At 60.1% G+C, this 18,282-nt stretch carries 16 protein-coding genes; 12 read left to right on the top strand and 4 right to left on the bottom strand.

From position 1 onward, the window contains the following. Positions 1-33: 33 nt before the first annotated feature. Positions 34-915 carry an SGNH/GDSL hydrolase family protein gene (locus tag Q1A44_RS12185; RefSeq protein ID WP_299625099.1) on the bottom strand — a complete coding sequence of 294 codons (882 nt, stop codon included), beginning with the start codon at positions 913-915 and terminating at the stop codon, positions 34-36. Between the two features lie 202 nt (positions 916-1,117). Between Q1A44_RS12185 and Q1A44_RS12180 the strand changes: the two genes are divergently transcribed. The 12 genes from Q1A44_RS12180 to ribD all read left to right on the top strand — a co-directional run bounded on the left by Q1A44_RS12180 (position 1,118) and on the right by ribD (position 13,619). Continuing rightward, the gene (locus Q1A44_RS12180; RefSeq protein WP_299625096.1) at positions 1,118-2,371 is read left to right on the top strand and encodes a sarcosine oxidase subunit beta family protein; all 1,254 of its coding nucleotides are present in this window, start codon (positions 1,118-1,120) and stop codon (positions 2,369-2,371) included. Between the two features lie 72 nt (positions 2,372-2,443). Then, positions 2,444-2,707: a sarcosine oxidase subunit delta gene (locus tag Q1A44_RS12175; protein WP_299625094.1), complete on the top strand. Its 264-nt coding sequence runs from the start codon at positions 2,444-2,446 to the stop codon at positions 2,705-2,707. Continuing rightward, positions 2,704-5,634 carry a sarcosine oxidase subunit alpha family protein gene (locus Q1A44_RS12170; RefSeq protein WP_299625091.1) on the top strand — a complete coding sequence of 977 codons (2,931 nt, stop codon included), beginning with the start codon at positions 2,704-2,706 and terminating at the stop codon, positions 5,632-5,634. The genes Q1A44_RS12175 and Q1A44_RS12170 overlap by 4 nt, the downstream gene beginning before the upstream one ends. Continuing rightward, entirely contained in the window at positions 5,627-6,172 is a 546-nt protein-coding gene (locus tag Q1A44_RS12165) for a sarcosine oxidase subunit gamma (protein WP_299625088.1), read from the top strand. Before Q1A44_RS12170 ends, Q1A44_RS12165 begins: the two co-directional genes overlap by 8 nt. Positions 6,173-6,209: 37 nt before the next feature. After that, positions 6,210-6,512 carry a hypothetical protein gene (locus Q1A44_RS12160; RefSeq protein ID WP_299625085.1) on the top strand — a complete coding sequence of 101 codons (303 nt, stop codon included), beginning with the start codon at positions 6,210-6,212 and terminating at the stop codon, positions 6,510-6,512. A gap of 42 nt (positions 6,513-6,554) precedes the next feature. Further along, positions 6,555-8,504 (top strand): DNA primase, encoded by a 1,950-nt coding sequence (gene dnaG, locus Q1A44_RS12155; protein ID WP_299625082.1) that lies wholly within the window; start codon positions 6,555-6,557, stop codon positions 8,502-8,504. A gap of 128 nt (positions 8,505-8,632) precedes the next feature. Further along, a complete protein-coding gene (rpoD, locus tag Q1A44_RS12150; protein ID WP_299625079.1) occupies positions 8,633-10,618 on the top strand; it encodes an RNA polymerase sigma factor RpoD in 1,986 nt (661 codons plus the stop codon). A gap of 67 nt (positions 10,619-10,685) precedes the next feature. Next, complete coding sequence (locus tag Q1A44_RS12145; RefSeq protein WP_299625076.1) at positions 10,686-10,964, top strand: HlyU family transcriptional regulator; 279 nt, start codon at positions 10,686-10,688, stop codon at positions 10,962-10,964. Between the two features lie 28 nt (positions 10,965-10,992). After that, on the top strand, positions 10,993-11,400 hold the full coding sequence (locus Q1A44_RS12140) for a secondary thiamine-phosphate synthase enzyme YjbQ (RefSeq protein WP_299625073.1): 408 nt from the start codon (positions 10,993-10,995) through the stop codon (positions 11,398-11,400). 88 nt (positions 11,401-11,488) lie between these two features. Beyond that, positions 11,489-11,926 (top strand): hypothetical protein, encoded by a 438-nt coding sequence (locus Q1A44_RS12135; protein WP_299625070.1) that lies wholly within the window; start codon positions 11,489-11,491, stop codon positions 11,924-11,926. Between the two features lie 128 nt (positions 11,927-12,054). Continuing rightward, positions 12,055-12,522, top strand: a complete 468-nt coding sequence (gene nrdR / locus Q1A44_RS12130) for a transcriptional regulator NrdR (protein WP_299625067.1) — start codon at positions 12,055-12,057, stop codon at positions 12,520-12,522. Continuing rightward, a complete protein-coding gene (gene ribD, locus Q1A44_RS12125) occupies positions 12,519-13,619 on the top strand; it encodes a bifunctional diaminohydroxyphosphoribosylaminopyrimidine deaminase/5-amino-6-(5-phosphoribosylamino)uracil reductase RibD (protein WP_299625064.1) in 1,101 nt (366 codons plus the stop codon). The genes nrdR and ribD overlap by 4 nt, the downstream gene beginning before the upstream one ends. Here the strand turns inward: ribD and Q1A44_RS12120 are convergent. From Q1A44_RS12120 to Q1A44_RS12110, 3 genes are all read right to left on the bottom strand, one after another. Further along, positions 13,616-15,628, bottom strand: a complete 2,013-nt coding sequence (locus Q1A44_RS12120; RefSeq protein WP_299625061.1) for a capsular polysaccharide biosynthesis protein — start codon at positions 15,626-15,628, stop codon at positions 13,616-13,618. The two genes, ribD and Q1A44_RS12120, sit on opposite strands and share 4 nt — an antisense overlap. A 14-nt stretch (positions 15,629-15,642) precedes the next feature. After that, positions 15,643-16,776, bottom strand: coding sequence for a polysaccharide biosynthesis/export family protein (locus tag Q1A44_RS12115; protein WP_299625058.1), 1,134 nt, complete (start codon positions 16,774-16,776; stop codon positions 15,643-15,645). Positions 16,777-16,925: 149 nt separating this feature from the next. Then, complete coding sequence (locus Q1A44_RS12110) at positions 16,926-18,218, bottom strand: capsular biosynthesis protein (RefSeq protein WP_299625055.1); 1,293 nt, start codon at positions 18,216-18,218, stop codon at positions 16,926-16,928. Positions 18,219-18,282: the final 64 nt, after the last annotated feature.

Raw genomic sequence — 18,282 nt, 5'->3', positions numbered from 1 at the left:
CATTGCAAGGCAGGTCCAGCGCCGAACGCGCGCCTAGCTGTCGGGCATGGCCGCACCGATCTGGTCATAGACAGCGGTGCAGATGTCATCCATCGCGATCATAAAGAAGTTTTTGGCCGCCTTGGTGTTGGGGTGATAGGGGTCCTTGACCTTGCCCGCCTTGTTGACCCGGAAGTAATGCTTGTTGCCCTGATTGGCAGCCACAGTTTCGGGGGTGGCCCCCTCGACAAAGCTGCAAGTGCTGCCGGTTTCTACAAAGGCGCGTTTGAGATTGGCCTGCGCTTTGACCCGCAAATCTGTGATCTTTTTGGAATAACTTGGGGCCGTGGTCATAAAGATACACGGCACGCCTGCGGGCAGTTGCGCGTTCATCTTGCGCACGTCTTCTACCGCTTTTTCATATTGGTTGGCCCAGCGTTTGGCCGAGTTGCCCAGAAACGAGAGCAAGATCAGCTTGGGGTCATAGTAGTCGGGGCGAAACATCACCTGAAAGGCGGATTTGTCCATTTCGCAAAACTGATAGGCGTCGCCCCGACCGATCTGTTTGTACTTGTTGCCGGTGGTGTTGATGAACCCGTACGTGCCTGCGTTCACCTTCCACTTGGGATCGACGTCACAAATGGCCCCCTTCGCCTTGCCCATGGTTGCGGTCCACGAATGTAGCGAGGTCGAACGCACACCGATCACGGCAACCTTCATGTCTGCCAGCACAGCCAGGTTCTTGGCCTGTTGCGGGCTTGGTGGACAATGGGTTTTGATATTCTCGAAAAACTCTAGAAAGACCGGGCCAGACCCAAAGGGGATCTGACTGTCGCCAAGGATCACAATGGAGGGGGATTGAAACCCCTCTTGCGCTTCTACGGCTCCGGTCAGGCAGAGAGCGAGGGCTGCACATCGCAGTATTTTGGTCAGCATCAAGGGGCCTTTCACGTCGTAGCGCTACTCAACCCGAAATCGGTCGACCGGACTAGGCAATTCCGCGTGAGCGCCTTAATCGGTCGCGGATTGACCCACCCATGTCGAAAAGGAGGGGAGACGGCACGCCCCCTCTTGCTACACCTTGCCAGATGGTGATGGTGGAACCCGTTACAAATCCGAGAATGGGGCGGAGGTGCGTATGCGCTTTTCAGGGCTGAAGGTCCTCAAGGAAGGACTGACAGGGAACAAGGGATGGGGGCCGCATTGGCGCAACCCCGAACCCAAGGCGGAATATGACATCGTTCTGATTGGTGGCGGTGGCCATGGTCTGGCCACGGCGCATTATCTGGCCAAGGTACACGGGCTGACCAACGTGGCCGTATTGGAAAAGGGCTATCTGGGTGGTGGCAATGTGGGCCGCAACACGACAATCGTGCGTGCCAACTACATGCAGCCGGGCAACTCCGAGTTTTATTCCCATTCGTTGAAACTGTGGGAGGGTCTGGAGGAAGACCTGAACTACAACGTGATGCATTCGCAGCGCGGCATCATCAACCTGTTCCATTCCGACGGTCAACGCGATGCCTTTGCCCGGCGCGGCAACATGATGATCGGCGAGGGCGACGACGCGATCCTTTTGGATAATGCAGGCGTGCGCAAGGAATTGCCCTATCTCGATTTCGATCAGACCCGCTTTCCCGTTTATGGCGGGCTCTATCACAAACGCGGCGGGACAGCCCGCCATGACGCGGTGGCGTGGGGATTTGCCCGCTCGGCCAGTGATCGGGGCGTTGATCTGATCCAGCAGTGCGAAGTGACAGGCATCGACGTTGTGAACGGTGTGGTCAAGGGCGTGCAGACCACCCGTGGTCCCATCCGGGCCAAGAAGGTCGGCATGGTGGCAGCGGGCCGTTCAAGCCAGGTGGCGGCGATGGCAGGACTGACCCTGCCCATCGAAAGCCACATCTTGCAGGCCTTTGTGACAGAGGGTCTCAAGCCCATCATCGACCATGTGATCACCTACGGCATGGGCCACTTTTATATCAGCCAGTCGGACAAGGGTGGCCTCGTCTTTGGCGGCGATCTGGACATGTATTCCAGCTATGCCGCGCGCGGCAATCTGCCCATGGCCGAGCATGTAGTCGAGGCGGCAATGACGCTGATGCCTGCCATCGGCAAGGCCAAGATGCTGCGCAGTTGGGGCGGGATCATGGACATGTCCCCGGATGGGTCCTTCATTATGGACCGCACTGACATCAAGGGCCTCTATTTCAACGGGGGCTGGTGCTATGGCGGGTTCAAGGCGACGCCGGGGTCGGGCAATGCCTTTGCCCATCTGCTGGCCACGGACAACCCGCACCCCACCACCGTCCGCCACAGGCTGGATCGGTTCCGTACCGGCGTCGGGATCATGGATGAAGAATCCACCGGCTCTCAGCACAATTTGCACTGAGGGGTTGGCCATGTCGGATTTGCATATTTTTGAAACAATGAAGCTGGGGGATCGCCCCCGAGGAGACGTCTGATGCGGTTGCCCTGTCCGATCTGTGGTGAACGGGATCATCGCGAATTTTACTATCAGGGCGCGGATGTGATGCTGCACCGCCCGGACCCGGATGCAGGGGAAGCGGCTTGGGACGATTATCTCTACCTGCGCGCCAATGTGCCAGGGGATCATCACGAGCTTTGGAGCCATGATGCGGGCTGTGGGGCCTGGTTGCGCGTGTCGCGCAATACGGTGACCCATGAGGTTACGGGTGCCGAGCTGGCGACGGAGGTCAAGCGATGAGAGTGGATGGCAAAGGCCTCGTCGATCGCACGCGCCCGGTTTCCTTTACGTTCGACGGTAATACCTATCGGGGATTTTCCGGCGATACGCTCGCCTCGGCGCTGTTGGCCAATGACATCCGCCTGGTGGCGCGGTCGTTCAAATACCACCGTCCGCGCGGGATTTTGACCGCAGGGTCGGAAGAGCCCAATGCGCTGGTTACGATTGGGCGTGGTCCGGCCGCCGATCCCAACGTGCGCGCGACCGTGCAGGAAATCTATGACGGGCTTGAGGCGCGCAGCCAGAATGCCTGGCCCTCGTTGCGGTATGACGCGATGGCGGTGAATGACCTGGCGGCCCCATTTCTGGGCGCTGGGTTTTACTACAAGACTTTCATGTGGCCGCGAGCCTTTTGGGAAAAGCTCTATGAACCGATCATCCGCCGTGCGGCGGGTTTGGGGGCGCTGAGCGGTCAAAAGGACGCCGATCACTATGAGAAGGCCTATGCCTTTTGTGACCTTCTGGTCATTGGTGCAGGGCCTGCCGGTCTGATGGCGGCCTGGGTCGCGGCACAGTCCGGTGCGGATGTGATTTTGGCGGACGAGGACAGCGTGATGGGCGGTCGTCTGAACGCCGAGACTTTGGACGTAGATGGCAAACCGGGCACCGATTGGGCGGCTGAGATGGTCGCAACATTGGAGGCCATGGACAATGTCCGTCTAATGACCCGCACAACGGTCACGGGCGCTTATGACAGCGGTACCTTTGGCGCGTTGGAGCGTGTTTGCCATCACCGCGACATGCCCAAGGGCGGGGTCAAGGAAACCTTCTGGCGTATTGCGGCGCGCCGGTCGGTTTTGGCCGCAGGCGCGGTTGAGCGGCACATCGCCTTTGAGAACAATGATCGACCCGGGATCATGGGGGCCGGTGCAGTGCGTGCGTACCTGAACCGCTGGGGCGTGGCGCCGGGCAAGGCCGTCACCGTATTTGCAAACAATGACGACGCGCACCGCACGGCTGTGGATATGCAGGCGGCCGGTGTTCATATTGCGGGTGTCATCGACAGCCGCGAGGACGCGCAGCCGCTGGGCGATTATCCGATTTACGCAGGGGCTATGGTCACGGGCAGCCAGGGGCGTCATGGCCTGGAATCCATCACCTTTGAGGCGCAAAGCGGGACGGAGCGTCTGGCGACTGACTGTCTGGCCGTATCCGGTGGCTGGAACCCCAGTGTGCACCTGACCTGCCACATGAATGGCCGTCCGACCTGGGCCCCTGACATTGCCAGCTTTGTCCCGACGCCCGGGTCTATTCCGGGCATGGAAACGGCTGGCGCCTGTAATGGCGCCTTTGCCACGGCGGATTGTTTGCGCGAGGGCGTTGATGCGGCCACGGCTAGCATCAAGGCGCTTGGCATGACGGTTGCGGATGTCGCGATGCCCGAGGCGGATGCCACCCCCTACAGCGTCGCGCCTTTGTGGGCGGTACCGGGTAAAGGGCGCGCCTGGCTTGATTTCCAGAACGATGTGAGCGTGAAAGACGTCAAGCAGGCGGCCGTGGAGAACTTCACCTCCGTCGAGCATATGAAACGCTATACCACTCAAGGGATGGCGACGGATCAGGGCAAGAATTCCAACGTGACGGCACTGGCGCTGTTGGCCGATGCGACTGGTCGGGGCATTCCCGAAACAGGAACAACGACCTTCCGCCCACCCTATTGCCCGGTGGCGCTGGCCGCGCTGGGTGCGGGATCGCAGGGCAAAGGCTTTGCCCCTGAACGCTTCACCACCAGCCATGCCGCGAGTGTCGCCGCCAACGCCCCGATGATCGAGGCGGGGCAATGGTATCGTCCCTCTTATTTCCCGTTAGAAGGAGAAACGACCTGGCGGCAATCCTGTGATCGCGAGGTAGGCTATGTCCGCAATGCCGTGGGGGTGTGTGATGTGTCCACCCTGGGCAAGATCGACATTCAGGGACCAGATGCCGCCCGCCTGCTCGATTTTGTCTACACCAACATGTTCTCCACCCTCAAAGAAGGGCGTGTGCGCTATGGCCTGATGCTGCGCGAGGACGGGTTTGTCATGGACGATGGGACAACCGCGCGGCTTGGTCCCGATCACTATGTGATGACGACGACCACAGCGGCGGCCGGTCAGGTCATGCGTCACTTGGAATTTGTGACCCAGGCTCTGCGTCCTGAATGGGATGTGCGGATTGTGTCCGTAACGGAACAGTGGGCGCAGTTTGCGGTTGCAGGGCCACTGGCCCGCGATCTGCTGAACGGAATTCTCGACACCCCTATCGACGACGAGGCCTGGCCCTTCATGTCCTGCGGCCCGGTGTCGGTACAGGGTGTAACGGGGCGGCTTTTCCGCATCTCGTTCTCGGGCGAGCATGCCTATGAACTGGCGGTGCCGTCGCGCTATGGTGCAAGCCTCTTTGAGCTCCTCTTGGCGCGTGCCAAGGCGATGGCAGGCGGTGCCTACGGGATGGAGGCGCTGAATGTGTTGCGTATTGAAAAGGGCTTCATCACCCACTCGGAAATTGACGGGCGGGTGACGGCCAGTGACCTGGGGATGGCGCGCATGATCTCGGCCAAAAAGGACTGCATCGGCAAGACCATGGCCGGACGCCCCGGTCTGGTGGCCGAGGGGCGGCCCCAATTGGTGGGCCTGAAGCCGTTGGGGCCGGTAAAACAACTGACTGCGGGCGCACATATCTACACGCCCGGAGAGGACGCCGCGCCTGCTCATGACCAGGGTTACATCACTTCAGTTGGGTTCTCGCCGACGCTGGGCCATTTTCTGGGCCTCGGCTTTGTCAAAGACGGGGTGACCCGACATGGGGAGACCTTGCGAATGGTCGATCACCTGCGCGAGATCGAAACCGAGGTAGAGCTGTGCAATCCAGTGTTCTTTGATCCAGAAGGAGGGCGGACCCGTGGTTGAGTTGCGCGCGCAAACCCCCTTGGATGACATGGCCCCAATGACCATCGGCACCGTCACCCTGGCGGAGGTTGATCTGGGGGTTCTGACTTCGATCGCGCCCTACAAGGGACAGGGCAAAGCGTTGAGCGAGGCGTTGAAGGCGGCCCATGGCATGGCCTTGCCGGGGCCGAACCGGGCCACGGGCAAAGAAGGCGCGCGCGCTATATGGTTCGGGCGCGAGATGGTGATGCTGGCCGGACCTGAACCCGATGCCGCGCTGAACGCCTATGCCGCGTTGACGTTGCAATCGGATGCGTGGACCGCTGTGCAACTGTCGGGTGACGGCGCAGAAGATGTGCTGGCACGTATGGTGCCTGTTGATCTGCGTGCCGCCAGCTTCAAACGGGGGCATACAGCGCGCAGCCTCGTGCAGCACATGAACGGGTCGATCACGCGCACGGGGCCGCAAAGCTTTGTGGTGATGGTGTTTCGTTCGATGGCGCGGACGTTACTGCACGATCTGCAAAGGGCGATGGAAAGCGTGGCGGCACGGGGATAGGTTGGCGCAAACCGATTCCCTGTTGCCGGAGCGTTTCATGACCCGTTTTACCCTAACCTGTGCCGCCTTGATGCTGGCATCGCCTGCCTTTGCCATTGAAAATCTGGACGAAAAATGTGCCATTCAGGCTCAGGTCGTATCGGCCATACAGCAGGCGCGCCTTGACCGGGTGGCAGAGCGGGACGTGACGGACCACCTATTGGCCTCTTCGCCCGAATGGCCAGAAAATTACAATGCGACCATACCGCTGATCACACCTTGGGTTTATGAACAAAAGCGGCGGATTATCCGCAACGAAGACCTTGGTGCCGCGTGGGAAGAGCTGTGCTTGCAGCAATAGGGTCCCCTCGACTTTCGGACCTTAAGCCCCAATATTAAAGACATGAGCCTGCCCCCTGGATTCTTGGACGAATTGAGGACGCGCCTGTCATTGGGACAGGTCGTGGGCCGCAAGGTCATGTGGGATGCGCGCAAGTCAAACCAGGGTAAGGGCGACCTCTGGGCCCCGTGCCCGTTTCATCATGAAAAGACCGCGTCGTTCCATGTGGATGATCGCAAGGGCTATTACTACTGCTTTGGCTGTCACGCCAAAGGTGACGCCATCAGCTTTGTCCGCGAAACCGAGAATGTAGGTTTCATGGAAGCGGTAGAGATACTCGCCGGTGAGGCGGGTATGCCTATGCCCGAACGCGACCCAAGGGCGCAGGAAAAGGCCGACCGCCGGACCCTTTTGGCAGAGGTAATGGAACAGGCAGTGCAGCATTTCCGGCTGCAGCTCAAAACCGGCGCCGCAACGGACGCACGCGCTTATCTGGATCGTCGAGGCCTGAGTGCAGCGGCGCTGGACCGTTGGGAAATCGGGTTCGCACCGGATGCCTGGCAGGGGCTTTGGGATGCTCTCAAGGCCAAAGGGGTTGAGGATGATCTGATCCTCGGCGCGGGCCTGGCAAAGCCCTCGCAAAAAGGCGGCAAGCCCTACGACACGTTCCGCGGCCGCATCATGTTCCCTATTCGCGACGCGCGTGGGCGCTGCATCGCCTTTGGCGGGCGGGCGATGGACCCGAATGATAACGCCAAATACCTGAATTCGCCCGAGACCGAGCTGTTTGACAAGGGCCGCAGCCTCTACAATCATGGGCCCGCCCGCACGGCAGCGGGTAAGGGCCAACCTCTGATCGTGGCCGAAGGGTACATGGATGTGATCGCCTTGGCCGAACACGGCTTTGGCGCGTCGGTAGCCCCCCTTGGTACTGCCGTGACCGAACACCAGTTGCAGATGATGTGGCGGGTCTCGCCTGAACCAATCATTGCGCTGGACGGGGATACGGCAGGCCTCCGTGCCGCGATGCGATTGATCGATCTGGCATTGCCGCTGCTGGAGGCGGGCAAGTCCCTGCGCTTTGCACTGATGCCAGAGGGGCAAGACCCCGATGATCTGCTCAAGGCCCAAGGGGCGCCCGCGCTTCAGAAGCTGCTCGACGGTGCGATCCCGATGGTCACCCTTTTGTGGCAGCGCGAAACTGAGGGGCGCGACTTTGACAGCCCGGAGCGTAAGGCGGCGCTGGACCTGGCGCTGCGCGACAAGATCAAGCGGATCCAGGATCCGTCGATTCGCCAACATTACGGGCAGGCGATCAAGGATCTGCGCTGGCAGCTGTTTCGTCCCCAGAACCGAAACGGCGGGGCGCGTAAGAGTAGCGGTAGGTGGCAACCGCCACAATCGGCGATGCCGACCACGAAATCTTCGGTGCTGGCCACGGCGGGCGACGATCATCTGTCGGTATACCTGCGCGAGGCCGTGATCCTCGCGGCACTGATCTGCACCCCCGAAGTGGCAGAAGACTTTGAAAGCGGGCTGGAAAGTCTGGGCTGCGATGACCCTGATCACGCCATCCTGCGGGACCTGATTCTGCGTCATGCCCATGGCGGTGCAGGGGTGTTGCGCGAAAAGATTTTTGCCGCACTTGGCCCCGATGCCCTTGATAACATGCTCTCTTCGCGCCATTTGGCTATTATCCCCTGTATCCGCACACCGGGCGACGCCGACATGGCACGGATGACCGTGGCCGAAGAGCTCGCAAAACTCAGCGCGGCACAGGGATTGGACGCCGAGATCGCGGATGCGGTTCAGGACCTTGCTGGTCTTGCGGATGAAGGTGTGACATGGCGGCTCAGTCAAGCGGCTGAGGCGGCAGCGAACGCAACACGCAGCGGGGGCGAGGACGATACCGAATACGAAACCGGTGAGAACGGTGCGGATATCAGCCGAAGCGAACGAGATGCCTTTGCGGCATTGATGGAGACGATCAGGTTTTCCAAGCCGGGGCGGTGATGCGTTTTGGCCTCAAAACCTTAAGAAAATGACGGTACACGGGTGGCCGAATCACCCAAAGCATGAATGATTCTCTTAAGTGATTCGGGCAAGCGAATCACTATTGAGCCCCGATGAAGGAGCCCAGGATGGCCGCGAAAGACACCAACGAAGACGTCAAGAACGACGACCAGGACGCCGAACACTCGCTGGACATGAGCCAGACCGCCGTCAAGAAGATGATCGGCGAGGCCCGCGAGAAGGGCTACATCACCTATGATCAGCTGAACACAGTGCTGCCCCCCGATCAGGTGAGCTCCGAACAGATCGAAGATGTGATGTCGATGTTGTCCGAGATGGGCATCAACATCATCGAGGATGAAGAGGCCGAAGAGGAAGAGCAAAAAGGCTCGACCGAGGTCACGACCACGGAAGGCACCCGCGATCTGACGCTGGGCGCGACGGGTCAGGAAAAACTCGACCGCACAGACGACCCCGTACGGATGTATCTTCGCGAAATGGGGTCGGTTGAACTGCTCTCTCGCGAAGGCGAGATCGCTATCGCCAAGCGTATCGAGGCCGGTCGCAACACGATGATCGCGGGCCTTTGCGAAAGCCCGCTGACCTTCCAGGCCATCACGATCTGGCGCGACGAACTTCTGAGCGAAGACATCCTGTTGCGCGACGTGATTGACCTTGAGGCCACGTTTGGCAATCAAATGGGTGAAGAGGGCGAAACAGTCGCTGAACCCGTTGTGGACGCCAATGCCACCTCTGAAACGAAGGCCGATACCGGCCCCGAGTTGGATGCTGACGGCAATCCGATTGCCAAAGATGACGATGATGACGAAGACGAACAGGCCAACATGTCGCTTGCCGCCATGGAAGCCGCCCTCAAGCCTCAAGTTCTTGAGGCCCTTGAGGTCATCGCGCATGATTATTCTCTGTTGTCCGAAATGCAGGACAGCCGGATTTCTGCGACCCTGAACGAGGACGATACGTTCTCGAAGGGCGATGAGCAGACCTATCAGAAGCTGCGCTCTGAGATTGTGCTGCTGGTTAATGAACTGCACCTGCACAACAACCGGATTGAAGCGTTGATTGACCAGCTTTACGGCATCAACCGCCGCATCATGCAGATCGATAGCTCGATCGTGAAGCTGGCCGACCAGGCCCGTATCAACCGCAAGGAATTCGTAGACGCCTATCGCGGTCGCGAACTTGATCCCGGCTGGCTTGAGGAAATGGGCGGCAAGACTGGCCGTGGCTGGCAAATGTTCATCGAACGCTCGACAGACAAGGTCGAAGAGCTGCGCTCTGACATGGCCCAGGTCGGTCAGTATGTGGGCCTCGACATCTCTGAATTCCGCCGCATCGTGCAGCAGGTTCAGAAGGGCGAAAAAGAAGCGCGCCAGGCCAAAAAAGAAATGGTCGAAGCGAACCTGCGCCTCGTTATTTCGATTGCGAAGAAATACACCAACCGTGGCTTGCAATTCCTTGATCTTATTCAGGAAGGCAACATCGGCCTGATGAAGGCCGTCGACAAGTTCGAGTATCGTCGGGGCTATAAATTCTCGACCTACGCGACGTGGTGGATCCGGCAGGCGATCACCCGGTCTATTGCAGATCAGGCGCGCACGATCCGTATTCCGGTGCACATGATCGAGACGATCAACAAGCTGGTGCGTACCGGCCGCCAGATGCTGCATGAGATTGGCCGCGAACCTACGCCCGAGGAATTGGCCGAAAAGCTTCAGATGCCTTTGGAAAAGGTCCGCAAGGTGATGAAGATCGCCAAGGAACCGATTTCGCTTGAGACGCCCATCGGCGATGAAGAAGACAGCCAGCTTGGCGATTTCATCGAGGACAAGAATGCAGTGCTGCCCTTGGACAGCGCCATTCAGGAAAACCTCAAGGAAACGACGACACGGGTTCTGGCCTCGCTCACGCCCCGCGAAGAACGCGTGTTGCGCATGCGCTTTGGCATCGGGATGAACACCGACCATACCCTCGAAGAGGTTGGTCAGCAGTTCAGCGTGACGCGCGAACGTATCCGCCAGATTGAGGCAAAGGCGCTGCGTAAGCTCAAGCATCCGAGCCGCTCGCGGAAATTGCGCAGCTTCCTGGATCAGTAACCCAAGACAGTCGCCAGGCGGTCCTTTCACTGTGGTCGTCCGGCGCTCAAAAACATAGGGACCACCGATGTCGTTTCTGAAAAAGCTCTTTGGCGGCGGTGGGTCAGCAAAAGCGTCAGAGCCTGCGTCCGAGATCTATGAAGGGTTCAAGATCACGCCGACGCCACAGCGGGAAGGTACTCAATTCCGCATCTCTGCCCGGATCGAGAAAGAAGTGGACGGCACTGTCAAAAGCCACACTCTGATCCGCGCCGATACGCTGGGCGATCTTGAGGGTGCGAATGAGGCGTCGATCAGTAAGGCCAAACAGGTCATCGACGAACAGGGCGACCGCATTTTCCGATGACGTTGCCGTCGGTTCGGGCCATCATGTCATGAAGCAAACGGTTTTTACGCTCCAGACTGCGGGCCAGGGCCTGTATGAATTTACGCGTGACGTCGTCGGCTGGGCCGAGGGGAATGGGCTGTTGACCCTGTTTGTGCGGCACACATCCTGTTCACTCCTGATCCAGGAAAGTGCTGATCCAGAAGTGCAAACGGATCTGACGCAGTTTTTCAAACGCCTTGTGCCGCCGACAACCGATCCGTCGATGTCCTACCTTACCCACACCTATGAGGGCCCCGATGACATGCCTGCCCACATCAAGGCGGCGATGTTGCCCGTCACCCTGACAATTCCCGTGGCGCGAGGTCGTCCAGTTTTGGGCACATGGCAGGGGATCTACCTGTTCGAGCACCGGGACGCGCCCAAGACCCGACAAGTCGTGGCCCATTTGGCCTGAAGTGGCAGGCTGCAATGGTTTTGACGGCACTGTGACTTTGAATACGGGCGCGCGCCCCTATCTTGAGAAGCGAAACAGGAGCCTTGTCATGTTGAAACACCTCGCCCTTGCCGCCCTCGTCACAGTGCCAACCATGGGCCACGCCCAGGACAGAAATTTTGTGCGCGAGCGCGTTACCCTTCCGGTCAACACCATTGACGCCAACAGCTTTGAAGTCATCGAAGATGACGGCGCTGCTGGTACGCAGATTTGGTGTGCGGCAGGATTGTATACGCGCAAAGCGTTGGGACAGCGCGGCGGTGACCTCTATATCGAAGTTGCACGCGGGCCTGCGCAAACAGCGCCAGGCCGAAAGGGCGTTGTTTTTACGACAGAACCTGTCGCCGGTGCCTTCAATTCTGTGTCCCAAGGTGTCAAGCGGGCGGGTCAGACGTTTAGCATGTCACATGCCTATGCATTGTGCCGCAGCAATCGCGCGCAGAGTGTACGCGTACGCACCGAAGACGGTCGCTTGCTACGTCGCTGAGTCTCCATGGCACCGCTTATCTAGCGGTGTCATTTCTACTCTACCCAAAACCTAGTCAACCTCGTATAGTTTCGTGCAATAGGGGCAAACCTCTACTACAGGCGGGATGAACGAGAAGGGGATGGGCGATGCGCTGTCCGTTTTGCGGAAATATTGATACTCAGGTAAAAGACAGCCGACCGGCGGAGGATCATGTTTCGATCCGGCGCAGGCGCTTTTGCCCGGCCTGTGGAGGCCGCTTTACCACATATGAACGCGTGCAATTGCGCGATCTGGTGGTGATCAAATCCAACGGAAAACGCGAAGATTTCGATCGGGACAAGCTGGAACGCTCGATCCGGATTTCGATGCAGAAACGTCCGATTGATCCTGAGCGGATTGACCAGATGATCTCGGGCATCGTGCGCAGGTTGGAATCCATGGGCGAGACCGACATCGGCTCCAAGCAGATCGGCGAGATCGTGATGGAGGCGCTGCAACGGATCGACACCGTGGCCTACGTGCGTTTTGCAAGTGTTTACAAGAACTTCCAAGCGGCTGACGATTTTGACAAGTTCGTTGCTGAATTGCGGCCCGACAACCCGTCTGAAGAGTGAGCACAGCCACAGACACCCGGTTCATGACGCTTGCGCTGTCCCTTGGGCGGCGCGGGCTTGGGTCCACTGCCCCCAATCCGGCGGTGGGCTGCGTTATTGTAAAGGCGGGGCGCATTGTCGGGCGGGGCTGGACACAAGCGGGCGGTCGCCCTCATGCCGAGGTTGTGGCCTTGGCCCAGGCAGGTGATGCGGCGAAGGGCGCTGACGCCTATGTCACCCTTGAACCCTGCGCGCATCACGGACAGACACCGCCCTGTGCCGAGGCTTTAATCGCGGCTGGCGTGGTGCGTGTCGTTGTGGCGGTCGAGGACACCGACCCGCGTGTGAACGGTGCGGGCATCGCAATGCTGCGTGCGGCGGGTATTGAGGTTGAGACAGGTCTTTGCGCGGATCAGGCCGCGCGTGACAATGCCGGTTTTTTCCTCAAGACCACCGCGCAACGCCCTTTTGTGACCCTGAAACTGGCCAACAGTTTTGATGGGCGCATCGCTACCGGCACCGGCGAAAGCCAATGGATCACCGGGGCCGAGGCGCGGCGTGCGGTCCATGCAATGCGCGCGCGCCACGATGCTGTGATGGTCGGCGGTGGCACGGCCCGGCAGGACGATCCGTCGTTGACGGTGCGCGGCTTGGGGATCGAAAAACAGCCGACCCGCGTCGTGATTTCGCGCCGTCTGGACGTGCCCTTAATGGGTGCGCTGGCCCGCACGGCGGGGGAAGTGCCGGTGCTGATGTGCCATGGCCGCGACGCGGATCCTGCTTTGCAGGACACGTGGCGGGGCCTCGGCGCGACCCTTTTGCCATGTGCCACCATCGGCAGCCAACTGGACCCCCGCGACATCCTGAAACAGCTCGCTGCCCAAGGCATGACCCGCGTCTTTTGCGAGGGCGGCAGCGCGCTTGCGGCCTCGATGATCGAGGCGGGCGTGGTGGACCGGTTGGTGGGCTTTACCGCTGGGCTGACCATCGGGGCCGAAGGCCTGCCCAATATCGGCGCGTTGGGGTTGGGAAAGCTTGCAGAAGCGGCGCGCTTTGATCTGGTCGCTGTCCGAAGGGTCGGCAGTGACATTTGCCACGAATGGGCACGGCGCGCCTAACGCCAGAGGTGGGTCTTGCTGGCCAGCAGACCTTGGGCCTTTGACAGCAATCGATTGGCGAGACCGGGATGGGGTAGGGGGCCGCTCGCCAGCCGCTCGACGACGACCTCGACAGGGCAGGGCATTCCGCTGACCGGATCGAAATAGCGCGGGTAGTCAATCAATGTCGCGTGCACCAGGCCCAGCAGCGTCACATCTTCACGTCGTCGTGGTGGCACGTCGCCTTTGTCTTCGGTCAGGCCCCAACCTGCGTAAAACGGCGCGCCCGTTGTCACCACGTGAACGCCGCGCAAGAGCGCTTCGAACCCGGCCAGTGACGTCATCGTCCACAGCACCTGCACCGCGCCAAGCAGTTGGGTGATGTCTGCGTTGTCCGCCACCACATCGGCCAGACCGTCTGCGTCTAAGGCACCGCTGCGCAGGCCCGCCTCAACATCGGGGTGCGGTTTGTAAACCAGCGTGGCGTTGGGATGGGCCGCGCGCGCCGCCTCCAGCAAGCCGCGATTGGTGTTGATGGCACCGGCGCCGAGGCGGATCGAGGCGTCGTCCTCGACCTGGCCGACAACCAGAACCTTTTCGCCCGCGGGCAGATCAGGTGTGGCGCCGCCCAGATTGTATTTGCTGAGTGCATCGCGGGTCATCGCGGTGATCAAACGCTCCGCCCGCAACGCCTGATCGGGGCGCAAGACACGGCGGGCCTGGATCAGTTTTTCCAGACGGCTTGGCCGGGTCGGGTCGTAGTAAATGCCCAGATCATCGGTCACCAGTGACAAGGGCGGGATCAATTCGGCTCCAAGGCCGCGCGACCTCAAAAAGCCGTCTTCTACGCGCACAGCGGATTCGTGGCCCACCTGTGCCTTGCCGGCCCAGACCATCCAGAGCTTGCCACTGGCACGGGCGCGCGCGGGATCGTCCTGAAAAGAAATCGGCTTGTAGCGGCCAAAGACCTGTTGCAATGGACGTCGTTTCCACAGCCGCATACCGCTGGCGACCCAGCCTCGGTGATCCGCTCGCCAGGCACGAGTTTCGGCGCTCAGTGCGTGAATTGCGGTCTCAAGGGAACACAGACGATCGCGGTGCGGGTCATACCAAGTTGGATAAAGGATCATCGCTGCGGCAAAGAGCTGCGCCCGAGTTAATTGCCGTTGGCGGCGCTGAACCGGAAATTCGTCTTGGGTCAGGCCCCATCCGGCATAAAAGGGCTGGCCAAAGACGCGGGGCTTGTGACCGGCCAGGATCGCCTCGAACCCCAGGCCAGATGACACGGTGTAGACGGCAATCGCCCCCTCCATCAGGGTCCAGGGGCTGACCGCATCGCTCGACAATAGCACCCGATCGTTGGTGTCGGCGTCGGTGAAATAGCCGGGGCGGTGGCCTTGGGTCGTTTCGGGATGTGCCTTGATGATGATTTGAGCGCCGGGATGCTCTTCCTGCGCGACAAACAGCATCTCCAGAAACCGGTTCCGATCTGCGCCTGAGGCGGTGACCGATGCATCGCCGCGCGTCTGGTCTATGACCAGAACATAGCCCGGCGCTGGGACTGCGGCTTGAGGATCAAACCCGGTATATTTGCTAAGATGCGCCTCTTGGATTTCGGCTATGGCACCGCGTGCTCTGTTCAGAAGGGCGGTGTCGTCCAGTGGATGAGTGGCCAAAATCTCTTCGAGGTCAGAGGGTTGCGCAGGGTCGAAATGCGCGCCCTTGTGGTCGATCAAAAGGCCTAAGGGAGCGCTGCCGGAACGGCCGGGCAGGACCGAGCGCAGAAATGCATCCTCGACCCGTACCAATTTGGCACCGGTGCGCGCGGCAATGCCGATCCCTCGATGGGCAGTCGGGGAGTTGCCCCAGATGCCAATCAGGTCGCCAGCACCGGGCCTGCCCAGACTGACCCTGTAGCCTGACAGATGGAGGATACGGCGCAGTCTGTGCTGGGTCAGAAAACCGCCATTGAAAACGTACAGCCGCCGGGCCTGATCAGGTCCGGCGGCTGGGGTTTGGAAATTCGTCACGTGGCCCGTCCGGGTCAGTTGCCCGCGAGGCTGGTGACGCTGTCAACCGCACCAAGCGGGCCTGTGAGGGCCGAGATAATCTTGGTGAATTGGGTGTAGGGCGCTTCGGTTACATAGAGCGTGTCGGCGTTGCGGATCACGAAGTCACGGGCCATGAACATGCCATTGGGCTGCGTCAGGTCCAGAACGTAGATCAAGCGTTGTGCACCCACCAGATCGTCGCGCCCCAGGACCGCATTTGCGACCTCGGCAGGCTCGTTTCTAAAGACAAAGATGCCTGTGGGATCGGCCGTGGCCGATTGCAGGCCGCCCACTTGGGCAATGGCTTCAAGCGCACTCAGGTTCTGCGATTCGAACGGCACACGGGCTTGGCCGCCAGTGGCCCCAAGCGCGGTAAAGGCGCGGGTGTCCTCCTCGACCAGAATGCGGTCGCCACCGCGCAAGGCGATGTCCAGCTCCGGGTGGTCATATATGTCCTGGAACCAGACTTGGCTCCGCATGTCGCCCCGAATGACGGTAATCTGGGCAATTTCTGGTTGGATGGTGACGCCGCCCGCACGGGCGAGCATGGTCGACAGGGTCCGGGTGGGCCGCTCAATCGGATAGACGCCTTGGCCGCCGACCGAGCCGATCAGCGATACGGTCGATCCATCACCCGCCACGCGGCGCACCTGCACTTGGGGGTCGGGTGTTTGCTCTTCGAGCTTGGCGGTGATGATGCGGCGAATGGCGTCCGGCGAATTGCCCGCGGCACGGATGCGGCCGGCATATGGGACAAAGATAAAGCCCGCGCCATCGACCTGTACCTCTTCGAGGGCTGTGGAGCTTTGGGATTCGCCGGCCAAAAGGCCATCGTCAACGTTTTCCCAGATCGTCAGACCCAAGATATCGCCGGGCCGGATGGTGTCTGATCCAATGACGCCTGCATTCTTGAATGCCTCGGAAAAGCCCAGGGCGGGGGTGACGGCAGTCGCGCGGGTCACGCGGTCATTGACCGCCACGACAAAAGCGTCGCCTTGTTGCTGCACCGATCCTGCAAAAATTTCACGTTTGTTCGGACCCACCTGAGGCAGGCCACAAGAGGACACGACACCAATAACGGCCAAAGCTGCGCCCACGCGCGCCCAGCGGAATGACGGGAAAATCACTGCTCGGTCTCCTCGACCTGTTCTTGTTCTGCCTCAAGCGTGGATTGATCCGCGCTGTATTCTTGTCTGCCGCACCGATTTTTTGATGCTTATTTGGTGCCAAACTACCTCAGTTCATTGAGAAAATCTAGCCATAGGGGTTGTGGTTGTCAGGTGACCAACCGCAACTGTTGCCTCGGAGCCGCGGTGCCGGAGGCCAGTGCATCATAAGGATCTTCGGGCGACAGCATCATGTCGACCACCTGGCGCAAAAGCTGTCTGCGGCCTCGGGCCGAGTAAAATCCGCCGGGCAACTGGCTGGTTTCCAACAGATAGCGGCGGTAGTCCTTGTAAGCCCGATTGTCGGGGCGGCTGGCGCCGCTGAAAAATGTGGGCAAAGGCTGATCGCTGACAAATTCCGGTTTGGCAAAAACGGCCCGCCCAAAAACCTTGAGCGGGATGCCCCGCCACAGCACCTGTTGGGCGGCGGTGGAATTCACGGTCACCGCGCTGCGCGCATCGTTCAGCAATTGGGCCAGCTTGCCGCCCCGCACATAATGCACGCGCCCCTGCAACCCGTGGTTCTGCATCAGTTTGCGGATCGTGCGCCGAATAGGTGCGCGCCCGTCTTCGAGCGGATGCGCCTTGATCACCAGATGGTGGTGGCCCGGCGCGCCTTTGGCGAAACCTTCGATCACCAGTTCAAGGAATTCGGTCATTGATGTGAAGGGCGAGTGCTGTTGAAAGCTGGAATCATGTTCCAGCTGCAAGAGCACCAGATGATAGGGGAAACCGCCATAGCGGATGCGCATGGTCGCCTGAATCCGGTCAAGCGTGTGCACCGGCATCAGCAGAAGCCGTTGCAGATAAAGCTGAAATTCGCGGGTGACCGTCACGGATCGGTGCGGTTTGAAGTTCCGGTAATCACCGTTTCGAAACATGACGAACCAGTGATACAGGGCGCCGTAGAACACGTGTTGGCGCATGTCGCCCCAATGTCCGGGGGGCAGCGGTGCCTCCATATCTGATTGCGCCAGTGCAGTCTGCATTTCAGTCACGGACATGTCCATGAGCCTTGAATTTCCGTTAGTTCCGCCTCGTTCGTATGTAACCCAATAGGGGCGCATATAACCTTCTTCAAAGACATGGACGGTGATGCCGCGCCGCTTGGCTTCGGCCACTGCTTCGGCATGAATGGGGCGCACATCGCCGTAAAGGACGATGTCGGTCACACCCTTGTTGTCCAGCAACCCGGCAAAGGTTTCGGGCCAGTCTGCGCTGGCGCCTCGAAACGGGATGTAACTGCTTGGATGGAACCAGAAAGCCCGGTCGCCCGCATTGAACCCCACCCGCCAGACTGTTGCCCCCGCACGGCGCAGCATTTTTCCCAGACGGTGGAAAAATGGCCCGTGCGGCCCCTGCAGGAACAGGAAAACGCGAGAGTTTGGAGGGTTCAGTGTCATCTTGTCCCTGATAGGTGGCATTGCTTTATCCAAGATGAACACGTGACTGGGGCGAATTTATGAC

Origin of the sequence: uncultured Tateyamaria sp. (genome assembly GCF_947503705.1) — a bacterium.
In the GTDB taxonomy this organism is placed as follows: Bacteria; Pseudomonadota; Alphaproteobacteria; order Rhodobacterales; family Rhodobacteraceae; genus Tateyamaria.
Note: the sequence above shows the minus strand (reverse complement) of the source record. Positions and strands in the feature narration are given on the sequence as shown.